General features: G+C 71.1%; 17 protein-coding genes. 9 read left to right on the top strand and 8 right to left on the bottom strand.

All coding sequences use genetic code 11. The annotated features are described in order from the left end of the window. Positions 1-42: 42 nt before the first annotated feature. A complete protein-coding gene (locus KRR26_RS17675) occupies positions 43-1326 on the bottom strand; it encodes a serine/threonine-protein kinase (protein ID WP_217080366.1) in 1284 nt (427 codons plus the stop codon). 206 nt (positions 1327-1532) lie between these two features. Here KRR26_RS17675 and KRR26_RS17670 point away from each other — a divergent pair, with 206 nt between their 5' ends. Beyond that, entirely contained in the window at positions 1533-1961 is a 429-nt protein-coding gene (locus tag KRR26_RS17670) for a hypothetical protein (RefSeq protein ID WP_120209923.1), read from the top strand. A 15-nt stretch (positions 1962-1976) separates the two neighbouring features. On the opposite strand, the gene KRR26_RS17665 is transcribed toward KRR26_RS17670, so the two are convergent. Beyond that, positions 1977-3173 carry an SMI1/KNR4 family protein gene (locus KRR26_RS17665; RefSeq protein ID WP_217080365.1) on the bottom strand — a complete coding sequence of 399 codons (1197 nt, stop codon included), beginning with the start codon at positions 3171-3173 and terminating at the stop codon, positions 1977-1979. A gap of 200 nt (positions 3174-3373) precedes the next feature. On the opposite strand from KRR26_RS17665, the gene KRR26_RS17660 reads away from it, so the two are divergent. From KRR26_RS17660 to KRR26_RS17645, 4 genes are all read left to right on the top strand, one after another. Then, positions 3374-3784: an MGMT family protein gene (locus tag KRR26_RS17660; protein WP_120209925.1), complete on the top strand. Its 411-nt coding sequence runs from the start codon at positions 3374-3376 to the stop codon at positions 3782-3784. Between the two features lie 93 nt (positions 3785-3877). Continuing rightward, a complete protein-coding gene (locus KRR26_RS17655; RefSeq protein ID WP_217080364.1) occupies positions 3878-6109 on the top strand; it encodes a DUF4139 domain-containing protein in 2232 nt (743 codons plus the stop codon). Next, on the top strand, positions 6109-7665 hold the full coding sequence (locus KRR26_RS17650; protein ID WP_217080363.1) for a mucoidy inhibitor MuiA family protein: 1557 nt from the start codon (positions 6109-6111) through the stop codon (positions 7663-7665). The genes KRR26_RS17655 and KRR26_RS17650 overlap by 1 nt, the downstream gene beginning before the upstream one ends. Before the next feature lie 18 nt (positions 7666-7683). Continuing rightward, complete coding sequence (locus KRR26_RS17645; RefSeq protein ID WP_217080362.1) at positions 7684-8295, top strand: hypothetical protein; 612 nt, start codon at positions 7684-7686, stop codon at positions 8293-8295. Positions 8296-8301: 6 nt separating this feature from the next. On the opposite strand, the gene KRR26_RS17640 is transcribed toward KRR26_RS17645, so the two are convergent. The 3 genes from KRR26_RS17640 to def all read right to left on the bottom strand — a co-directional run bounded on the left by KRR26_RS17640 (position 8302) and on the right by def (position 10526). Beyond that, on the bottom strand, positions 8302-8688 hold the full coding sequence (locus KRR26_RS17640; protein WP_120209929.1) for a hypothetical protein: 387 nt from the start codon (positions 8686-8688) through the stop codon (positions 8302-8304). Between the two features lie 149 nt (positions 8689-8837). Beyond that, positions 8838-9905 carry an NADH:flavin oxidoreductase/NADH oxidase gene (locus KRR26_RS17635; protein ID WP_217080361.1) on the bottom strand — a complete coding sequence of 356 codons (1068 nt, stop codon included), beginning with the start codon at positions 9903-9905 and terminating at the stop codon, positions 8838-8840. 9 nt (positions 9906-9914) lie between these two features. Continuing rightward, the gene (gene def, locus KRR26_RS17630; protein ID WP_120209931.1) at positions 9915-10526 is read right to left on the bottom strand and encodes a peptide deformylase; all 612 of its coding nucleotides are present in this window, start codon (positions 10524-10526) and stop codon (positions 9915-9917) included. Positions 10527-10564: 38 nt separating this feature from the next. Between def and KRR26_RS17625 the strand changes: the two genes are divergently transcribed. After that, positions 10565-11068 (top strand): hypothetical protein, encoded by a 504-nt coding sequence (locus KRR26_RS17625; RefSeq protein WP_217080360.1) that lies wholly within the window; start codon positions 10565-10567, stop codon positions 11066-11068. Between the two features lie 7 nt (positions 11069-11075). Here the strand turns inward: KRR26_RS17625 and KRR26_RS17620 are convergent, their stop codons facing one another. Both KRR26_RS17620 and KRR26_RS17615 read right to left on the bottom strand, forming a co-directional pair. After that, a complete protein-coding gene (locus tag KRR26_RS17620) occupies positions 11076-12203 on the bottom strand; it encodes a fatty acid desaturase family protein (RefSeq protein ID WP_120209933.1) in 1128 nt (375 codons plus the stop codon). Positions 12204-12326: 123 nt separating this feature from the next. Then, positions 12327-13292: a lipase family protein gene (locus tag KRR26_RS17615; protein ID WP_217080359.1), complete on the bottom strand. Its 966-nt coding sequence runs from the start codon at positions 13290-13292 to the stop codon at positions 12327-12329. Between the two features lie 150 nt (positions 13293-13442). Here KRR26_RS17615 and KRR26_RS17610 point away from each other — a divergent pair, with 150 nt between their 5' ends. Together KRR26_RS17610 and KRR26_RS17605 are read left to right on the top strand one after the other, a co-directional pair. After that, the gene (locus KRR26_RS17610; RefSeq protein ID WP_120210021.1) at positions 13443-14240 is read left to right on the top strand and encodes a lysophospholipid acyltransferase family protein; all 798 of its coding nucleotides are present in this window, start codon (positions 13443-13445) and stop codon (positions 14238-14240) included. A gap of 61 nt (positions 14241-14301) precedes the next feature. Further along, on the top strand, positions 14302-15681 hold the full coding sequence (locus KRR26_RS17605; RefSeq protein WP_120209935.1) for a BamA/TamA family outer membrane protein: 1380 nt from the start codon (positions 14302-14304) through the stop codon (positions 15679-15681). Positions 15682-15695: 14 nt separating this feature from the next. Here KRR26_RS17605 and KRR26_RS17600 read toward each other — a convergent pair whose 3' ends face one another. Beyond that, the gene (locus KRR26_RS17600) at positions 15696-17549 is read right to left on the bottom strand and encodes a DUF4091 domain-containing protein (protein WP_120209936.1); all 1854 of its coding nucleotides are present in this window, start codon (positions 17547-17549) and stop codon (positions 15696-15698) included. A gap of 492 nt (positions 17550-18041) precedes the next feature. Here KRR26_RS17600 and infC point away from each other — a divergent pair, with 492 nt between their 5' ends. Next, the gene (gene infC, locus KRR26_RS17595) at positions 18042-18737 is read left to right on the top strand and encodes a translation initiation factor IF-3 (RefSeq protein ID WP_217080398.1); all 696 of its coding nucleotides are present in this window, start codon (positions 18042-18044) and stop codon (positions 18735-18737) included. The last annotated feature ends 151 nt before the right edge of the window (positions 18738-18888 follow it).

Raw genomic sequence — 18888 nt, 5'->3', positions numbered from 1 at the left:
GAGGTCCCCCCTCCTCGCGTGGTCTTCCAGCCGCTCGCGAGCCTACCGCGAGCCCGCACCGGGCTGCCAGGGCGTGCGGAAGTGGCGATGCTCGCCGCCCGGATCGTCCGCGGGGAGGGGCGCCACCGGCCGGCCCCCATGCGAGGGCGCGACCGCCGGCGGCGCAGGAAGAGGAGATTCCGCGCGAGGCCTGAGCACGAGGTAGCCCGTGGTCAGCGCCACGCCCAACCCCACCACCGTGGCGGCCCCTAGGAGGACCCACCGCAGCGCGTTTCGTCGAACGGGCGGCACGGCCTCCTGGGTCGCCTGGGCCGACGCCGCATGGAGGCCCCCCTCGGGCTCGGCGGCGAGGGAGGCGACGGGCTCGACAGGGAGCGGCGCGACCGGCGCGGGCTGAAGCGCGACGACGGCTCCGACAGGCGCAGGCCCCGGCGGAGCGCGCAGTGAGCGGAGGCGTTCGAGCGCGGTGGCGGCCGAGCCGAAGCGCTCCGAGCGGCGCGGCGCCACCAACGTATGGAGGAAGGTCCGAAGCGACGCAGACACCCGGACGTCGGCGTCGAACGCGAGCCTCAGGCGCTCATCGAGGAGGTCCGCCGGTGAGCGTCCGCTCAGCGCGTGGACGAGTGTTGCGCCCAGGGCATAGAGGTCGCTGGAGGGCTCCACGGTGCCCCCCAGCTGCTCGGGGGGCATGTACCCGAAGGTCCCCACCAACGTGGAGCCATGGGTCACCTCGCGGGCCAGATGCCGCGCCGAGCCGAAGTCCACCAGGGCCACGCGGCCCCCGGGCCGCAGGATGAGGTTGGCGGGCTTCACATCGCGGTGCAGTAGCGCAGGCCGCCGCTGGTGCAGCGAGTCGAGGGTCTCCAGCACCTGCTCCGCGAGACTCCAGGCTTCGTCCTCGCGCAGCGGCTCGCGTTCGAGGCGCTGGAGCAGCGACTCTCCCTCCAGGTACTCCTGCGCCAGATAGAGCCGCGTCCCCACCCCGGTCCCCTCTTGGAAGCTGGCGAGGAACCGGGGGATGTCCGGATGCGACAGCGAGCGCAGCACCGCGGCTTCCCGCTCGAAGGCATCCAGCTGCTCGGGGCCAGGGACCAGGGCGAAGAGCAGCTCCTTGAGCGCGACGCGTCGGCCCGAGGCATCCAGCGCCAGATACACGCGACCATGCGCCGACTGGGAGAGGACGCGCTGGACACAATAGCCCCCCGGGGCATCGGCCGCGCCGCAGTGCCCGCAGCGAAGCGCCTCCCGGACCGCGCCGCACGCCACACAGCTCCGCGCGGCCTCCATCTCCGCCGCATGTCCCCCCATGCTTCGCTGGCGCTCCACGCATGCCTCCACTCGAAGAATCCACTGTAACGAGTCTTCGCGCCGCGATGCGAACGGCAGGCCAGGGCGCGCCCGAGACGAGAGCGCAGGACCTCCGCTGGGCACAGAACAAGGGACAGGCGCTCGGGTCGCGTGGAACGCGCGGGCCACGCCACGGGATCCTCCCCCTCCCTCGCGCATCCGCGCCCTTCCCCAGGAGTCCTTCCATGAACCCCCGTCCCCTCGCCGTCGTCGTCGCGGTGTCGTCCCTCGCCCTGTTGCAATCCCACGCCACCAGCTCCGAGTCGACGGGCCGCTCCCCCGCCCAGAAGCCCGACTTTGAGATGACCGTGGATGCACGTCAGACGCCTCGCAACATCAGCGGCACCCTCACCGGCGCGGCGCTGCGGTACGACGGCTGGCCCAGCGTGAACGGCACGGTGAACTTCGGATTCAATTGGGGCGCCATCCACGCGGGCTCGCACGTCTACGTGTCCGCCAGCGAGGTCGACAACGCGGGCAATCGCTTCAATGGCGTCGCGGCCTACACGGTCCAGAACATCGTGGTGAAGGAAGGCCGCGTGGAGTTCCGAGTGAAGATTGACTGGGGCTCGCCCATCCGCATCTCCACCGACATCCTCACCGTCGACCCGTGAGTCGCGGCGCGGCCCTCAGTCCTGCACGCGCGCGCGCTCCACCAGCGCCTCCAGCGTCTCCAGGCACGGCTCCTCGCGGACCAGTCCTTCGTCGGCCACGAAGCAGATGACCTCGCCGTCCTGGACCTCCAGATAGGCGAGCACGTCATCCGCCTTCGACTCGGCCCAGAAGAGCCGTGGGCCCTCCGGAGGCGGGAGCTGCCCCGCGGCGCGCGTCGCGAGCGCGCGTTGCGGCACCTCCGCCAACAGCTCGGCACTCTCCAGGAAGTGGTAGCGCCCCAGGCGCAGGCCATCCACCCCCGCCAGGAAGCGGCGCAGAGCGGGCGGCAGCGGCCAGCCCCAGCGCGCCTCGATGCGGGCGAGGTTCGCCTCGCTCGCGCCCTTGAGCGCCGTGCGCGCGCTCGGGGGGTGGAGCTGCGTGAGCAGCTGCGTCCAGTCCTCGCGCGCCAGCGAGAACACCTGCACGGGGATGCCGGTGAACGGGTTGATGACGTCCGCCACCTCGGCGCGCGGCGGTGCGAGCACCTCCGCGGGCCACTCGACCTCGCGGCGCCCGGCCAGCGCCACCCGCTCGTGATGACGGAAGCGCGCGCGGAAGCGCCGGTCCTCGCGCACCGTGTTGAAGTCCACGCCCTCGGGCTTCAGCAGGCCCGCGGTCTCCGCCAGATACAGGTCCAGCCCTGGGTACAGCACGGCCAGGAGCGGCTGATCATCGATGTCCGTGTACAGCACCGGGTAGTCGCCGGCCGCGTCGGGCGCGGAGGTGAGCACGTAGACCCGCCGCGTGTCGGAGCCTCCCGGCAACAGGAACGCGTGCGCCATGGACGGCACCGCGAAGGACTGCGACCACGCCACTTCGCGCGGACCCGAGGCCTCAGGGTCGTCAGGCTCCGGAGTGACCTGGGCTTCCATCTCCGGCGAGGGCTCGCCGTCGTACTCGGCGCGGGCGATCTCCTGGAGCGAGCGCGGCGTCCAACGAAAGGTGGGCTCCAGTTCGAACCAGCCCCAGTGCGCCAGGAAGCCCGCATCGAAGCCAAGCCAGCTCCGCAGCGAGGGTGGCAAGGGCGCGCCGTGGGGCAACGTGAGCGACGCGAGCACGTCGGGCGAGAGAGGACGGAACAGCGGAGCTTCGGGTCGGTAGCGGTCCAAGGTGTCGAGCGCCTTCCAACCGCGGGCCCGCACGACCTCGATGACCTTTTCGACCCACTTCACGCTTTCCGTGCGCGGCTCGGCCATGGGCGGAAACCTACAACACGCGGCTTCGGCACCTCCAATGGGGCCCCGAGACGAAGCGCTGCTCGGTCGCTGTCGGTCCGAGCACATCCGGCCTCCGCGCGCTTTGCACGCGCGCCCCCCCCGCTTGACTCAACCCGGGCGAGCGGCCATCTAGGCGCCCCCACCCCGGAGGCTTCATGAGCACCCCCACCGCACGCGACGAGCGCGACTATTACGAGCGCATCTTTAGGGTCTGCGAGGAGGTCCCTCGCGGACAGGTGTCCACCTACGGCGACATCGCGACCATTGTCGGGGACGGCTGCGATGCGCGAATCGTGGGGCATGCCATGGCCGCGCTGGGCGCTCGCGCGGCGACCTGCCCCTGGCAGCGGATCATCAATCGCACCGGGGGCATCAGCACCTCGGGCCACGGCCAGAAGGAGCGGCTCGAGGAGGAAGGCGTGGGCTTTGATGAGAAGGGCCACGTGCTCATGAGCGTGCACCAGTGGGCAGGCCCCACCGAGGAGTGGGCCCGCGCGCGCGGCTTCCATCCCTTGCCGCCCAAGACGCCACAGGGCGGGGCGAGCACGCAGCTGTCGCTGTTCTGACCCACCCCCTCGCCCGGCGCGAATGGCCGAGGTGATGGCCTGTGTCGGGGCTCCTCGGATAGCGTGTCGTCCTCTTCGCGACGAGGGGGCTCGATGCCAGTTGTTCCGTCCGTCTTGGATGCGGTCACCGTTCACGCGGAGGGAGCGCTGTGCACCCGCCTCCTCTCCGTGCCCAGCGAGGGAGGCCGCTTCCCCGCGGAGGTGAGGATCGAAGGATTGCCCCTGTCGCTGCGCGTGGGCTCGCTTCGCGCCCGCGTGGTGGAAGGGCCCGCGGGCCTGGTCGTGCGTGGCATCCAGCCACTCTTCGACGTGCGGCTCCCCACCGAAGCGGATCTGCCCGCTGAGCGCCACGCCCTGGAGCGCGCCGAGCGAGCCCGCGCCGACGTGAGCGCCCGGCTGGAGCAGACGCGGCGCGACATCCAGGAACTGATGGAGCTGAAGCCCACCGCGCTCCCGAACCGCAAGGGCGAGCCACCGCGACAGACGCCGCTGTCCGCGACGCTCGCGCTGGCGGAGTTCGTGGACGCGGAGCTGTCCGCGCTGAGCTCGCGGCGGCTGGAGTTGGAACGCGAGGAGCGCGATGCCCAGGCCGAGCTGGACCTTCGCCGCGCGCGGATCCGCGAGCAGTCCGGCGCGGCGCGAGGCCAGCGCGCGCAGCTGTATCGCGCGGCGGTGCTGTCATTGGCGGGGCCGTTGACCTCGGAGGGCCCCGCTCGCATCGCGCTGGAGTACGCCGTCACCGGGGCGCGCTGGGTGCCCACGTATGACCTGCGGCTGCCGCGCTCGTTGCAGGACGGCACGCTGCGCATGCGCGCCTCGGTGCTCCAGCTTACGGGCGAGGACTGGAGCGGCGTGCGCCTGTCGGTGTCCACGGCGGACCTGGAGCGACGCGCGGAGGTGCCCGAGCTGAAGGCGCTGCGTATCGGCCGCAGCCAACCTCCTCCTCCCCGCTCGGGCTGGCGCGAACCGGCCGCGGGACTGGATGAGCTGTTCGCGGGCTACGACAGCGCGCCCCCGCCGGTGCGCCCGCGAAAGCCGATGTCGCCCCCCGCCGCGGCGCCCAAGAACATGCCAGACCTTCGCGTCGGTGGAGGCTCGGCGCCGCGCGACGCGGTCGCGAACATCGCCACTTACGGGGCGATGGACGGCGCGATGCCCGTCCCCCCGCCGCCCCCGCGTGCCCCAGCGCCCGGGGGCGGCCTGCCCTCCCCTTCGCGCCCCGCCGCTCCGGCGCAGGCCATCGCGCCCGCGTCCTCTCGCGGCGGCGGGATGATGCGCAACCAGGAGAAGAGCAAGAAGCGCAGCGCGGAGCCCGCGCCCAAAGAGCTGCTCATGGAAGCGGACGAGCCGAGCTTTGGCGGAGAGCCCGAGATGGCTCTCGACGACGAGGGCGGAGCCCCCTCGCCGAGCCAGGACGTCTCGGAGCCGCGGCTGGAGGTCTCTGAGTCGCTGCTCGACTATCAGCAACTCACGCTGATGTCGGCCGAGGTCCCCGGGGCACGCGGTCGCCTGCGCCCACGCCCCACGGACGCCTCGCGAGAGCTGCTCGCGCTCACGGCCGTTCGTGTCCAGGTCGATGTCGTCACGTTGCTCGCCACGCAAGAGCAACGGGCCCGAGGCATCCACAACGTGCCGGCGCCCACCTGGACCGTCCCCCCGCGCGAGTCCGCGCAGCACTTCGACGCGCGCTTCGAGGTGGAGGCGCGCGCGGAGGTTCCCTCGGATGGGGCGTGGCACACGGTGCCCCTGCTCGCCGTCCCCGTGGGCCTCGTCGCCGAGTACCTCTGCGTGCCCTCGGTGGAGCCCCGCGCGTTCCGCACCCTGCGCATCGAGAACCGGACCGCGCACCCGCTCCTCGCGGGGCCAGTGGACGTGACGCTCGGCGAGGAGTTCCTCATGACGTCTCCCCTGCCCACCCTGGCGCCAGGCGCCACGCAGCGCTTGGGCCTGGGCGTCGAGGAGGCCATCAAGGTCGCTCGCAACACCCGCTTCGATGAAGCCTCGGGCGGCATGTTCGGCGGCAACACGCTGCTCACGCATCAGGTCCTCATCGACGTGGCCAATCGGCTCGGCCATCGGGTGACGCTGGAGGTGCAGGAGCGGCTGCCCGTCGTTCCCCCCTCGGAGAAGGACATCAAGGTCGACGAGGCCGAGGTCGCGCCCGGCTGGCAGAAGCGTGCGCTGCTGCCGGGTGAGACGGTTGTGGAAGGAGAGCGGGCATGGCGCGTGGCGCTACAGCCCGGTGAGTCGCAGACGCTGAAGGCCACATGGACCATCAAGATCCCCGCCGCGAAGATGCTCGACGGCGGCAACCGGAGGACCTGATGCACGCGCCCCTCTCTTTGCCCGTGAGCCAGGTGACCCTGCTGGAGGACCGCGCGCTCGTGGAGCGCCGTGGCGAGGTCACCCTCGCCCCTGGCGCCCAGCGGCTCGTCATCGAGGGACTTCCTCGCGTGGCGGTGGACCGCTCGCTCCAAGCCAGGCTGTCCGGTGGAGTCGTCTCCCAGGCCCGACTGCGACGGGTGACGCGCCCGCAACCTCCCGAGGCCGAGCGGGCGCTGCGCACGGAGGTGGAGCGGCGCGTGGCCACGCTGAGGGAGGAGCAGGCGCGACGCGCGGCGGACGTGCAGCGGCTCGTCGTCAAGCAGGGCCTCCTGCAGAGCGCTCGCGCGGATGTGTACCGCGCCATCGCGGAGCAGACCGGCGTGGGCGACGCCCATCCCGTCACATGGCGCGAACAGCTGGGTCTGGCCCGCGAGCAGCTCGACGCGGTGGAGGCCCAGCTGCGCGAGGCGCGGCAACGCGAAGAGGCCGCGACCCACGAACTCAATCAGGCCCAGAACGCCGCGGCGCAGGCCCTCCAGCCCGAGCCGAAGATGGACACCCTGGCCGAGCTGGAGGTGAACCACCCCACCGGTGGAGCCACCACGGTGACGCTCAGCTATCTGGTGCCCTGCGCGGCCTGGCGCCCGGCGTACCGCGCCACGCTGCGCTCCACGGAGAACGGCGAGCAGGTGACGGTGGAGTGCGAGGCCGTGGTGTGGCAGCACACCGGAGAAGACTGGAAGGACGTTGGCCTCACGTTCTCCACCGCGCGTCCCACGCTCGGCGCGACACCTCCCCGGCTCGCCGAGGATTGGCTCTGGCTGCGCGACAAGTCCGAGCGCGAGAAGCGCGTGGTGGACGTGTCCGTGCGCGAGGAAGTCATCCAGACGACGGGCGAGGCGACGCACTCGAGAAAGCCCGACACGCTGCCCGGGATGGACGACGGCGGCGAGGCGCTCACGCTGGCCGCGCCGCATCCGGCCCAGGTGCTCTCGAACGGTGAGCCGCACCGGATCCCCTTGATGCTCTTCACGGCGCCGGCTCGCTCGGAGCTGGTGGCGTGTCCCGAGCAGTCCCCCCTGGTGCACCGCGTGGCCCGCTTCGAGAACGTGGGGCCCTCGGTCCTGCTCGCGGGCCCGGTGGACCTGGTGCGCTCCAGCGGCTACGTGGGGCGCGCGCAGCTGAAGTTCACCGGACGCAACGAGCACGTGAAGCTGGGCTTCGGCAGCGAGGACGCGCTGCGCATCGCCCGGCAGGTGGAGGAGACCGAGGAGACGCGGATGCTCACCAGCCGCCGCACGCGGACCCACAAGGTGAAGCTCTTTGTGTCCAACATGGGCGCGCGTCCGGAAGCCCTGGCCCTGGAGGAGCGCATCCCCGTGTCCGAGGTCGCGGCCGTGGAGGTCGCGCTCGTGAAGGACTCGGCGCAGACCGCTCCCACGCGCGTGAGTGCCGAGGGCATCGTGCGCTTCGAGCTGAAGGCGGAGCCCCGCTCGCAACAGACCCTGTCGTTCAGCTACACCGTGTCCAGCTCGGCCAAGGTCGCTGGGCTCTAGCGTCGCTTCGGAGAAGACATGCTGCTGGTCCCCTTGATGATGGTGCTCGCGCAGGCTCCCGTGACCGAGGACCTGCCTCGGGCGGGCCTGTTCGGCGCGGGCTTCAACATGGAGCCCGTGTCGATCGGGCCCATGCAGGCCTTCACGCGGCACGGCAGCGTTCAGGGCGCCAGCCTGTCCACGGGCGTCCAGATTGACCTGGGCACGCGCTGGGCGCTGCGCATCCACCTGGAGGGCTCGGGCGCGGCGGGCACGGACGTGAACTTCGCGGAGTTCGGCCTGGCGCCCGGCTTCCTGTACCGCTGGCGAGACAGCGCGGAGCAGCGCTGGGTGCCCTACGCGGGCGCGGGCCTGAAGTTCGGCGGCGTGGGAGCCAGCCGGGGGCTGTTGGGCCTCGAGGCCGCTGCCGTCACCGCGATGGACTTCGACTGGGACGACTTCGATCACCACGACGCGGACCCGGATACGGAGACGCGGTTCGGTACGTTCCCCGAGGTCTGGGCGGGAGTGGAGTGGCATCCCAATCGCTGGTTCGGGCTCACCTTTCAGGGCTCGTACACGTTCGCCCGGCTCGTCCACACCAACGTGCACATGTTCCAGGAGCGCGTGGGCGTCCGGTTCTCGCTGTAGCCCGGTCTACGGGTTCGGGGGCGCGCTGTCTCGGGCGCGGCAATGGGGACAGCCCTGGGGGCACGCCGCGGTCGCGGCTCCGGAGCCCCCGGTCGCCTCCTTCCCGGAAGACTTCGCGCCCTCGCAGGCAGGCTTCTTCGCGGGAGCTCCGCCGGGCGCGCAGACTCCAGCGCAGTCCGCGCCACCTCGCGCGGGGTCGCAGTCATCGCTGGGAGCGTCCGCGCAGTGGTAGCCCTGAGGGCACGGCGCGCCGGCGAACCCACCGCAGGCCTGCCCGCTCGACGAAGGCCGCGGCGCATCGGACGCCGCGCCCCCCGGCACCGGGAAGGCGAACAAGCCCCACAGCAACAGGCCGGCGGTGAGGCCCTGACTGCGGCGTCTCGAAGAGGACATGGGGCACTCCCTCCTGGCCCGAGGCCCGGGCCATGGGTCGACCCGTCAGGATGGTGCCCGGCGCAAGCGACGCGGAAGCTTCCCAGCCCGCGCGGACAGCCGGAACGACTGGCAAGGAACCGGGGCACTGGGCGAGCCCCGACCTCGCCTCAGTCCTTGGCGCGCGCGTACTGCGGCGGCCACGCCACGTCTTCCTTCAGCTGCCGCGCGGCGCGCAGCGGCCAGTAGGGGTCTCTCAGCAGCTCGCGCGCGAGGATGACGACATCCGCCTGACCGGTCCGCAGCACGTGCTCGGCCTGCATCGCCGAGCGGATCATCCCCACCGCGCCCGTGAGCACACCCGCCTCACGACGCACGCGCTCGGCCAGCGGCGTCTGGTAGCCGGGCCCGACGGGAATCTTCACGCCCGGGATGAGGCCCCCCGAGGAACAGTCGATGAGGTCCACGCCCTCCGGCGCCAGCTTCTTCGCCAACGCGACGGAGTCCTCCACGGTCCATCCATTCTCCACCCAGTCGATGGCGGACAACCGGACGAAGACGGGCATCGACTCTGGCCAACGGCCACGCACGGCGCGCACCACGTCCAACAGGAGGCGCGTGCGGTTCTCGAACGAACCTCCGTAGCGATCCGTGCGCGTGTTGGTCCGAGGCGAGAGGAACTCGTGCAGCAGATACCCGTGCGCGGCATGCACCTCGGCGACCTGGAAGCCCGCCTCCAGCGCTCGGCCCGCCGCCGCCGCGAACGCGTGCACCACGCGCGCGATCCCCACCGCGTCGAGCGCCTCCGGCACGGGCGAGCCCGTATCGAACGGCTCCCCGGAGGCGCCCACGGGACGCCAGCCCCCTGCCTCGGGAGGGACCGCGCCCTGCCCTTCCCATGGCGGCGCGGTGGAGGCCTTGCGCCCCGCGTGCGCGAGCTGCACGCCCACCGCGGCGCCCTGCGCGAGCACGAACGCGTTGATGCGCGCGAGCCGCTCCACCTGCGCGTCCTTCCACAAGCCCAGGTCCTTCGGAGAGATGCGCCCGAGGGCCTCCACCGCGGTGGCCTCGGTGAGCACGAGGCCCGCGCCCCCCACGGCGCGGCTCCCCAGGTGCACCTGGTGCCAGTCGTTCGCGAAGCCGTCCTCGCTGGAGTACTGGCACATGGGCGAGACGACGATGCGATTGCGCAGCGTGAGGCCACGCAAGGTGAGCGGCGTGAACAGGAGGCTGCCCATGCGGTTCTCCTAGCGAGTGGAGGGTGGCCGCTCGCTCAGCTTCAGCGCCGCGCGGACCTCGGCGGTCGTGCGGCCCGCCCAGTGTCGGCGGTGGTTCTCCTGCGTGGTGAGGCTGCGCGACTCCATCCGGTCCACGTAGAGCGTGCCGTCCAGGTGATCCAACTCGTGCTGAAGGATGCGCGCGTACCAGCCCCGCGCCCACACCGTCACCGGCTCACCCAGTTCGTTGAGCGCCTCCACCCGCACCCCTCGCGCCCGAGGCACCAGCGCCGCGAAGCCCGCCACGCTCAAGCAGCCCTCGTGGAACTCGACCGGCGAGGCATCCTCCACGAACAGCCGGGGGTTGGCGAGCACGTGAAAGCCCACGGGCGTGCGCTCGCGCGTGGACAGTTCAGCGGGGGACAGGCCCGCCTGGTATTCGGCCCGATCCTCCACGACCACCAGCCGCACGCCCACGCCCACCTGAGGCGCGGCCAACCCCACGCCGGGCGCGTCGCGCATCGTGTCCCGCATGAGCGCGATGAGCCGCTGGATGTCTGGCCCGCGGATCTCCTCCACCGTCAGGTCGCGCGCTGGCTGCCGGAGGACCGGCTCCCCTGCTTGCACAATCTTGAGCACCATGGCGCCGAACCGTAGCAGGCGCGGTAGGCTGCGCGTCCATGGCTCGCCGCCGGAAGGCCGATGAGATGACCGCGCGCGTGCGCAACCTGCTCGCCATGGATGCCGCTGGCATCATGCGGCGGCTGGACGCGCGGCGCGATGAGATGTTCCTCCTCTTCTCGCGCTTGCGCAGCCGCGAGCCGCTCCTGGGCACCATCGCCTCGCGCTACGCGGATGGCGCCTTCGCCCAGCTCGTCCACCTCACCGAGCAGGAGTCAGCGGTGGTGGATCACTTCTACTCGCGCCTGGACGAGCTGCGCTGGTACTTCACCTATACCGAGGACATGCCGGGCACCGCGCAGATTACCTTCAACTCGCTCTATCGGCGGCTGGAGGAGAGCTACCGCGTGCTGCGCGCGACCCTGGGGCCCCCCGCCCGCCCGGATGGCGTGCAGGTGGTGGACGGGCAGGCGGTGCGCCACGACGAGGACCCCGCGACGCAACCGCCCGCGACCCTCGCGCGCGCCGCCCCGGCTCGCAAGCGCGGCGCCGTGGCGACCTGAGCGAGCGTCACGCCGCCGTGATGTCCGCGCGCGCCAGCGGGGGTGCCATGCGCCGCATGGAGCGCTGCCCCACGACCACGGCCACCATCTTCTTCGCGCGCGTCCACACGCTCTCTTGCACGTACGGGATGCCGTATTTCTCGCAGAGGGCGCGCACCCTGGGCTGCACCTCGCGATACTTGAGCATGGGCATGTCCGGCCAGAGGTGGTGCTCGATCTGATAGTTCAGCCACAGGTGGGCGAAGTCGTTCAGGTCCCCGCCCGTCCGGTAGTTCGCGCTGCCGACCACCTGCTGCACGAAGCGCTCACCCTTGTTCGCGGGCGACGAGTCGAAGCGGTACAGGTCCTCGCCCGTGTGGTTGGGCCCCACCACGAGGAAGGTGTGCAGGTTGGTGAAGATGTCCGCGAGCACCGAGTTGCACAGCACGCTGAACGCGGCCCAGGGGCTCACCAGCAGGAACAGCGCCGGCAACAGCACGAAGTTCACGGCGGCATATGGCAGGTAGCAGCGCGTGAACAGCTCGCGCAGCTCCGCGCCCGTGAGCGCGCCGCCTTCACGCCGGCCCTTGCGGCGCAGCGACCCGAGCGTCTCGGGGGCGTAGTAGCTGGCACGCCACGTCAGGGCGAGCAGCGCGAGCTGGGTGTAGCGCAGCCACAACGGCCGCTCCGCGTTGCGCAGCGTGCCCTCGGCGTTGCGCTCCAGCAGGTCGGGGTCGGCCTCTTCACCCGTGAACGAGTGGTGCAGGACGTTGTGCTCGTAGACCCACGCGTCCGGCAACATCCAGTCGAGCCAGTCGACATACCGCCGCACGCCCCGCGCGAACCCCTTGCTCGTGCGGGCCGTGCCCACGCCAGGCACGCGGTCATAGCCACGGTGCCCCACGTGGTGCATGAGCAGCCACCGCGTGGAGCGCCCCAGCCCGAGCGCGAAGGCGCTGAGCGGATTGGGCATCACCCAGCAGGTGGCCAGTCCCACGAGCGTCGCCGCGCGGCCCCAGCGCTCGATCTTCCGCAGGTGCGCCGCATCCGGCTCGCCCAGGTTCGCCTCCATCTCCGCGCGCAGCGCCTTCACCTCGCGGTGAAAGCCCTCCACGTCCACGGAGGCGAGATCGAAGGCGGGTGCGGCGCGAGACATGCGGGGACTCCTCGAAGCAGTGGGACGCGGGTGGCTCGAGCCGCGCCCCACCTCCACCGGGCGCACTCGGTGCGCGCACGGTAGCCTCCCGTCGGGTGGAACGGGAAGCCTCGCCCGCTCGACTCACGCCACCGAGCGAACCGCCGCCGTGCTCGGAGGGGCCCAGTCCTTGTTGAGGACCTGGATGGTGCTGGTCGGAATGCCCAGGAGACTCATGTAGTAGAGGGCGCTGTGCTGAGCGAGGACCTCGTCCTCGAAGGCGAGGATGCCGCTCTCGCTGTAGAGCGACCCCGTCAGGCTCGTGCTGGCGCTCGGCTGCACGTACGTCACCCCGCCCTTCTGCAGCGTGTTGAGCGCGCTGTTGACCGCGGCGGAGCACGTGGGGCCGCACTGGGGGCCGCCCGAGTAGAGCGTGAGGAGGGTGTCCAACCCCGCCACCGTCCAGAGCATCGGCACCACGTCGAGCGTGTTGAAGAGCCGCTGCGCGCTCGACGCGAACACGGAGTCGTACGCGGAGGCGAAGGCGGCGTTGCCCGCCGTGGGCGCGGCCACGGTGATGGGAACGACGGTGGCGCCGCTCAAGGTGCTCGCGAACCAGGCGGCGAGCACCGAGGCCGTCTGCCCCCCCAGGCTGTGCCCCGTGACCAGGACGGTGGGTGAGCCTGAGAGCCCCTGGAGGAACGCGAGCAACCCGCCCGCCCCCGAGCCCGGCACCGACGAGTCCATGCTGTTGATGTTCGTCCAGACCTCGGCGGCGCCCTGTGAAATCTGCGCGTTGGGGAAGGACGGCGCGCTGAACGGCAGCGCCACCTGGGTCCCAATGGTCTTGTCCTGGAGGAGATCCTCCACGCGCGTGACGAGCGTGCCACGCACCACCACCGCGTAGGTGCTGTCACCGTCATAGGCCACGTAGGCCAGGTCCTGGCCGGCGGTCGCGGGGCCCCAGACGATGCTCCACGAGCCCCCCAGCGTCCCCGCCATCGCCTTGTTCATGGTGGCGAAGCGCCAGGAGTTGAATTCGTACTGTCCGAGATAGGCGATGGCCGACAGCGTGGCGGCGCTCTGCGACGGCGAGAATGAGGAGGCCATGGGTGCGTCCTTCCTTGAAGGTTCGGGAGGGTTCGCCGGGCGGGATTGCACCCCGCGTGCCCATCCCCGCGCCCAGCCACGTCCCTCGGGCGGGCACGCGAACCGGGCGGCACGCCGGGGATTCGACGCATTTTCGACGTGTCGGTCGACATGTCGCGCGTCTACGGTCCGGATCCGCCGAGCTGTGACACAGTGCGCGGCGCCATCGGACTCCTCTTCTCCATCGCCTTCTGGGCCTTCTTCGGGCTCTCCAGCGCCGTGCTCTTCCTGGGCGCCGTGCTGGTGTGGCTCGTCACGCTGCCGTTCGACCGGAACGGGCGGGTGCTGCACCTGTACTCGTGCTTCTGGGCGCAGCTCTACGTGTACGTAAACCCGCTCTGGCGCCTGCGCATCGAGGGGCGCGAGCACCTGCCCTGGCGCGGCGCCGCGGTGCTCGTGGCCAACCACGAGTCCCTCGGGGACGTGCTGGTGCTCTTCGGCCTCTATCGCCCCTTCAAGTGGGTCTCCAAGGCGGAGAACTTCAAGCTGCCGTTCATCGGTTGGAACATGCGCCTCAACCGCTACGTGCCGCTCGTGCGAGGCGACAAGGAGAGCATCGGGCGCATGATGGCGCAGTGCGAGGCGTGGCTTCTGCGCGGCGTCCCCATCCTCATGTTCCCCGAGGGCACGCGCTCCGCGGATGGAAACGTGAAGGCCTTCAAGGATGGCGCGTTCACGCTCGCGGTGCAGCAAGGCTGCCCCGTCATCCCCATCGTCGTGACGGGCACCGCGCGCACCTTGCCGAAGCACGGGCTGGTGATGCGCACCCCGGCCCGCTGTCAGGTGCGCGTCCTGTCCCCGGTGGACCCCGCGGCCTTCCAGGGAGACGTCCACGCGCTGCGGGACGCGGTCCGTGAGCGAATCATCGCGGAGAAAGCGCGGATGGTGGAGACCGAGCCCCCCCACTGAGTCCCTGCCCCATCGCGCGCAGCCAGGATTGCGCTATGACTGCGCGCGCGTGCGAGGTGTGATGAGCCGAAGCGTCGTGGCAGCCGTGTTCGTCGGAGCCATGGCCCTGCTGTGGGGCCAGGCCGCGCGAGCACAAGAGGTCGACCCCGAACCCACCCAAGTGGTGGGCGAGGTCGTCGTGAACGAGACGGGCCGCACGACGGCCGCGACCATCCAAGGCTATGCGCGCGTGGACGAGGGCGACGCGCTCACCCAGGCGGACCTCCTCAAGGTCGAGCGAAGGCTCACCGCCACGGGCCTGTTCCAGGACGTGCGCGTGCGCACCGAGCCCATGGCCGATGGCCGCGTCCGGCTGGTGCTGGAGGTGGAGGACAAGGCCTCGTGGGTCATCGCGCCCACCTTCGCGCTGTCCTCCTCCAACGTGGGCGGCGGCGTGCTCTACGCGGAGAACAACCTGTGGGGGCGCAGCAAGAAGTTCGCGGTGGCGGCGCAGGTGAGCACGGCCGAGAGCGGCCTGTTCATGGGCTATCTGGATCCCAACCTGTTCGGCCTGCCGCAGCTCAAGTTGAGCCTGGAAGGACAACTTCGCAGCGACCGCGTGGAGGAGTACCGCCCGGGCGCGACCCAGTCCTCGCCCGAGGTGGCGCGCCGCACGCGACTCAACTCGGCCTCCATCGCGGGGGAGCTGGGCGTGATGCTGTTCGAGCGCGTGCGAGCGGCGGCGAAGTACCGGCTGATGTTGATCGACGCGCGACCGCCGAGCCAGGACACGCCCGTGACCGAGCCCGCCTTCGAGCCCGGCCCCTCCCAGCGGGACACGTCACTGCGGCTGATGGTGGGAATCGACACCCGGCAGACCCTGCACGCGGTGATGGAGGGCCTGAACCTGGAGGCCTCCTACGAGCTGTCGAGCCCCAGCGTGTGGAGCGAGTTCCAGTATCGGAAGTTCGGTTTGCTGTACCGACACGGCCTGCGGTTCTTCGAGGAGCACAACCTCGTGCTGCGCGCGGAGGCGGCGCTGGGCACGGACCTGCCCTTCCAGCAGGAGCTGGTGCTGGGAGGCAACTCGCTGCGGGGCTTCCTGCATCGACAGTTCCGAGGCGACACCCGCCTGTCCTTCACCGCCGAGTACCACTTCCCCCTCTTCACCATCCGCTCGCTGGCGTTCCGCGGCGTGGGGTTCTCGGACACGGGCTTGATGCTCTGGCGCTCGATTCCCGAGGATCGCCAGCTGCGCGACGTCACGGGGCGCGTGGTGCGCGGGTACCTGCCGGACGCGAAGGCGGGGCTCGACGGAGCCACGCTCGCGCAGGGCGTGGGCGCGGGCCTGCGTCTGTATCTGCGCAACGTGGTGCTGCCCCTCGTGGGCGTGGACGTGGCCTACGGCGTCAACTCCGGCGAGCTGCGGTTCTATCTGGTCGCGGGCGTCACCTCTTCGTAGCCCCCCGCGGAGGCTCACGGACGACGCGGCGCCCCTCGGGCGCGCTTCGACAGCTCGCTCTGGAGGCTGCGCTGGAGCCGCCGGCGACGACGCAGCAGCGCCCAGACGAGCCCCGCGCCACAGGCCGTCAGCGCGGTGCCCGGTGACGTCTCCCCGCAGCCGCAGCCCGTGGTCTCCGAGAAGCCTCGGTCGGTGGACCAGATGGACTCCTGCCTCGGTCCTCCAGGCCCCAGCTCCAGCGAGCGCGCGATGAGGCGCTCGCGGGCGCGCTCGAAGGCATCGCCATCCAACGTGATCTGATCCGCGGCGGGTACCAGCTCGCGCGCCACCTGCGCCGCGAAGTCCGGGTCTCCCGCCTCCGCCACGCGCATCAGCCACTCGTAGTCCTGCACGCCCGCGCGCAGCAGCTTGAGGCGGAGGCTCGGCAAGGGCACGTGGGTGGTGCCGCCGATGCGCTCAGGCGTCCCGGGATAGAACAGCGTCCCGTCTCCATTCCCGCCATAGAAGCTCTGGTCGGTCCACGCGTTGACCAGGCGCGCCGTCGTCTCGTAGTACGACTCGCCCGAGGCATGCTGGAGGAACACCACCCATGGCATGGCGCGGTTGAGCGCCGCCGGGTGGTCCACCATGTACGAGGGCCAGTGCTTGTCCGCCGGCATCCCGCCCACGCAGCCATGGCTGGAGCAGCTCTGGTACAGCCACAGGGACGTGCCGGGCCGCGTGAGGAACGTGTCATAGGCCGGCCGCTCGACGCCCGCGTCGGCGGGGGCATTCGAGGACATGAGTTGGATCAGCACCGAGATGCGCCCGATCAAGTCCTCGACCCCGTTCGCCTGGGCCTTCGGCAGACTGGTGGTGACCATGCGCACCAGCCCCGGCGCGGAACGCTGGAGCACGGCCGCGCGAGCGCGCAGCGCATCGTAGGTGCTGAACAGCGGCGGCTCGTCCGCCGTGTAGTCGTACGCGCGATCAATCCATCCCCGCGCGGTGAAGTGCTCCACGAACGCGGCCAGCGCGCTGTCCTCCAGGGGCCCCATGTACTGGGCGCTCGTCATCCGCGCGCCCTTCAAGCGGGTGGCCGCGGTGCCATCGAGCAGCGGCCCGTACACCGCATCGAACCGATCCCACCACCCGCCCGCGGGCTGGATGACGAACACGTCCGACAGCGTGAGGCGATGATCCAACGCCAGCCGCGCATAGAGGCCCACCAGGTTGGCGCGAGCGTCATCGCTGCCACAGTCCTTGCGCCCCGTGTGCGCCTCGCAGACGAGGTCCGGCTCCATCCCGAAGGCCGTGGCGTACTGGGGCGTGCTGGGCAGCACCACGTCCACCACCGTGAGCGCCACGGAGACCGAGCCCAGCGCCCGCTCCGCGTCCCGCACCTCCACGGTGCCCTGATAGCTCCCGGGCGGCGCATCCTCCGGCACGAGCAGGTCCACCCAGATGCCCCGCGCCTCGCCCCGAGGCACGTCGAACGGAAACGCCCGCCGAGGCTCACCGGAGACTTCGTCCACGTCGGGGACCAGCGCATCCGGCCACGAGCCCACCCCACCCGGCCCCCCCGACGGCGCCGTCACCTCCAGATACCCCTCCCGGTAGAGCGTGAGCTGCCGACCTCCCAGGTGTGTCGGGCCGTCCAGCCCCGCGCAACGGGCGGTGACCGCGCTCGCGCCCGTGTCCCCGCCGTGCACGATGACCTGGAAGCTCACGGCCTCGTTGCGCGCCGCCATGAGCTGCACCGCGCTCCCCGCATGGGGCGCGGTGTCGGGACGGACCTTCACCATCAGGCTCTCGGCATAGACCTGGGGCTCCGCGCGCGCGACCAGTCCCGCCAGCAGTACGACCACGCCCAGCACCGTTGCGCGCATCCCCGCCCCGCTCCGACCCCTGGGAAGACATGCGGCGCCTCACCCGCCGGCCCCAGTGGTCCCCCGAAACCTCCCCCTGGGGTGTCCGCTCCGCGACGCGCCACCGCCCTCCCGGCGTCCAAGAACCCACACCGCCTCCCTCGCGACGCAGGGCCCCCCCGGGCCTTGTCGCCTGGGAGACAGGGCCCGGCCGCTCGGATGCCGCCCCACACGGGCCGTCTGCTCGCTCGGTGGTTCCGTGGCGAGAACCCGACGAGTGCATTACTTTCCGACGCACGGTTCCCCCACGAACCGAAGTCGGTGGTATGCCCCTCGTCCCGCCAGGTGAGCGAGCGGGGCATTCGAGTCCACTCGAAAAGGCGACAGCGTCCTGCCAGGCGGAGCGGCTGACGGGAGGGTCGCCCCACTTTCACGGCGGACTCCCTGTCGTAGCGCGTGGGCCTGTCACACCTTTGAAGCGCAGGCCCGAAACCCATTTCGGAGGATGGTCACATCATTCGCGAACAACGAAGCAGCCGCGGCGGGAGCCGCGACCAGAGAACCAACCGTCGTATCCGTGCTCGTGAAGTCCGGGTCGTGGGACCGGATGGCGCGCAGCTTGGCGTCATGCCGCTCGAAGCAGCGCTGGAGCGGGCTCGCTCGGAAGGCCTCGACCTCGTCGAGATCAGCCCCATGGCGACGCCGCCGGTCTGCAAGATCATGGACTACGGCAAGTTCAAGTACGAGGAGAAGAAGAAGGCCTCGGACGCCAAGCGGGCTCAGGTCACGGTGCAGCTGAAGGAAGTCAAGCTGCGGCCGAAGACCGAGGAGCACGACTACGAGTTCAAGGTCCGCAACGTCCGCCGGTTCATCGAGGACGGGAACAAGGCCAAGGTCGTCATCCAGTTCCGCGGTCGTGAGATCACGCACAAGGAATTGGGCAGCGCCATCCTCGACGACGTCATGAAGGACCTGAAGGACGTCGCCATCGCGGAGCAGATGCCGCGCATGGAAGGCCGGCAGATGTACATGATCCTGGGCCCGACGCCGAAGGTCGCCCAGCGTGCCCGCGAGGCCGTGCGTCAGGCGGCGGCGAGCGCCCGCCGAGCTCCGGCTCCTGCGGCACCGGGTGGCGCCCCGGCTCGTGAGTCCACGAGCACCGCCGAGAACGACGACGCCCCCGAGGCGACGCCGAGCCCGGCCCCGTAACCGGAGCCGCAGCGCGGCGGGGAGGCTCCGTTCAGGAGCCTGAAGACGGGAGCCCGAAGACGGGCACGCCCCTCCCCGCCGCCGCAGCACTTCCCCCCAGGACTCCACCGGAGCCGTACCCGGCGGCGACCTCCCGCGGACGAAGGAGGCC

It is taken from the genome of Citreicoccus inhibens (assembly GCF_019039035.1).
GTDB lineage: Bacteria > Myxococcota > Myxococcia > Myxococcales > Myxococcaceae > Citreicoccus > Citreicoccus inhibens.
This window is presented reverse-complemented; position numbering and strand designations above follow the sequence as displayed.

What these genes read in the sequence shown, in the direction of transcription:
- KRR26_RS17610 (WP_120210021.1), top strand. Translation starts at nt 13,443, where the DNA reads ATGTCGCGCGTCTACGGTCCGGATCCGCCGAGCTGTGACACAGTGCGC.
- KRR26_RS17645 (WP_217080362.1), top strand. Translation starts at nt 7,684, where the DNA reads ATGCTGCTGGTCCCCTTGATGATGGTGCTCGCGCAGGCTCCCGTGACC.
- KRR26_RS17620 (WP_120209933.1), bottom strand. Translation starts at nt 12,203, where the DNA reads ATGTCTCGCGCCGCACCCGCCTTCGATCTCGCCTCCGTGGACGTGGAG.
- KRR26_RS17640 (WP_120209929.1), bottom strand. Translation starts at nt 8,688, where the DNA reads ATGTCCTCTTCGAGACGCCGCAGTCAGGGCCTCACCGCCGGCCTGTTG.
- KRR26_RS17600 (WP_120209936.1), bottom strand. Translation starts at nt 17,549, where the DNA reads ATGCGCGCAACGGTGCTGGGCGTGGTCGTACTGCTGGCGGGACTGGTC.
- def (WP_120209931.1), bottom strand. Translation starts at nt 10,526, where the DNA reads ATGGTGCTCAAGATTGTGCAAGCAGGGGAGCCGGTCCTCCGGCAGCCA.
- KRR26_RS17660 (WP_120209925.1), top strand. Translation starts at nt 3,374, where the DNA reads ATGAGCACCCCCACCGCACGCGACGAGCGCGACTATTACGAGCGCATC.
- KRR26_RS17625 (WP_217080360.1), top strand. Translation starts at nt 10,565, where the DNA reads ATGGCTCGCCGCCGGAAGGCCGATGAGATGACCGCGCGCGTGCGCAAC.
- KRR26_RS17670 (WP_120209923.1), top strand. Translation starts at nt 1,533, where the DNA reads ATGAACCCCCGTCCCCTCGCCGTCGTCGTCGCGGTGTCGTCCCTCGCC.
- KRR26_RS17650 (WP_217080363.1), top strand. Translation starts at nt 6,109, where the DNA reads ATGCACGCGCCCCTCTCTTTGCCCGTGAGCCAGGTGACCCTGCTGGAG.
- KRR26_RS17635 (WP_217080361.1), bottom strand. Translation starts at nt 9,905, where the DNA reads ATGGGCAGCCTCCTGTTCACGCCGCTCACCTTGCGTGGCCTCACGCTG.
- KRR26_RS17605 (WP_120209935.1), top strand. Translation starts at nt 14,302, where the DNA reads ATGAGCCGAAGCGTCGTGGCAGCCGTGTTCGTCGGAGCCATGGCCCTG.
- KRR26_RS17655 (WP_217080364.1), top strand. Translation starts at nt 3,878, where the DNA reads ATGCCAGTTGTTCCGTCCGTCTTGGATGCGGTCACCGTTCACGCGGAG.
- KRR26_RS17615 (WP_217080359.1), bottom strand. Translation starts at nt 13,292, where the DNA reads ATGGCCTCCTCATTCTCGCCGTCGCAGAGCGCCGCCACGCTGTCGGCC.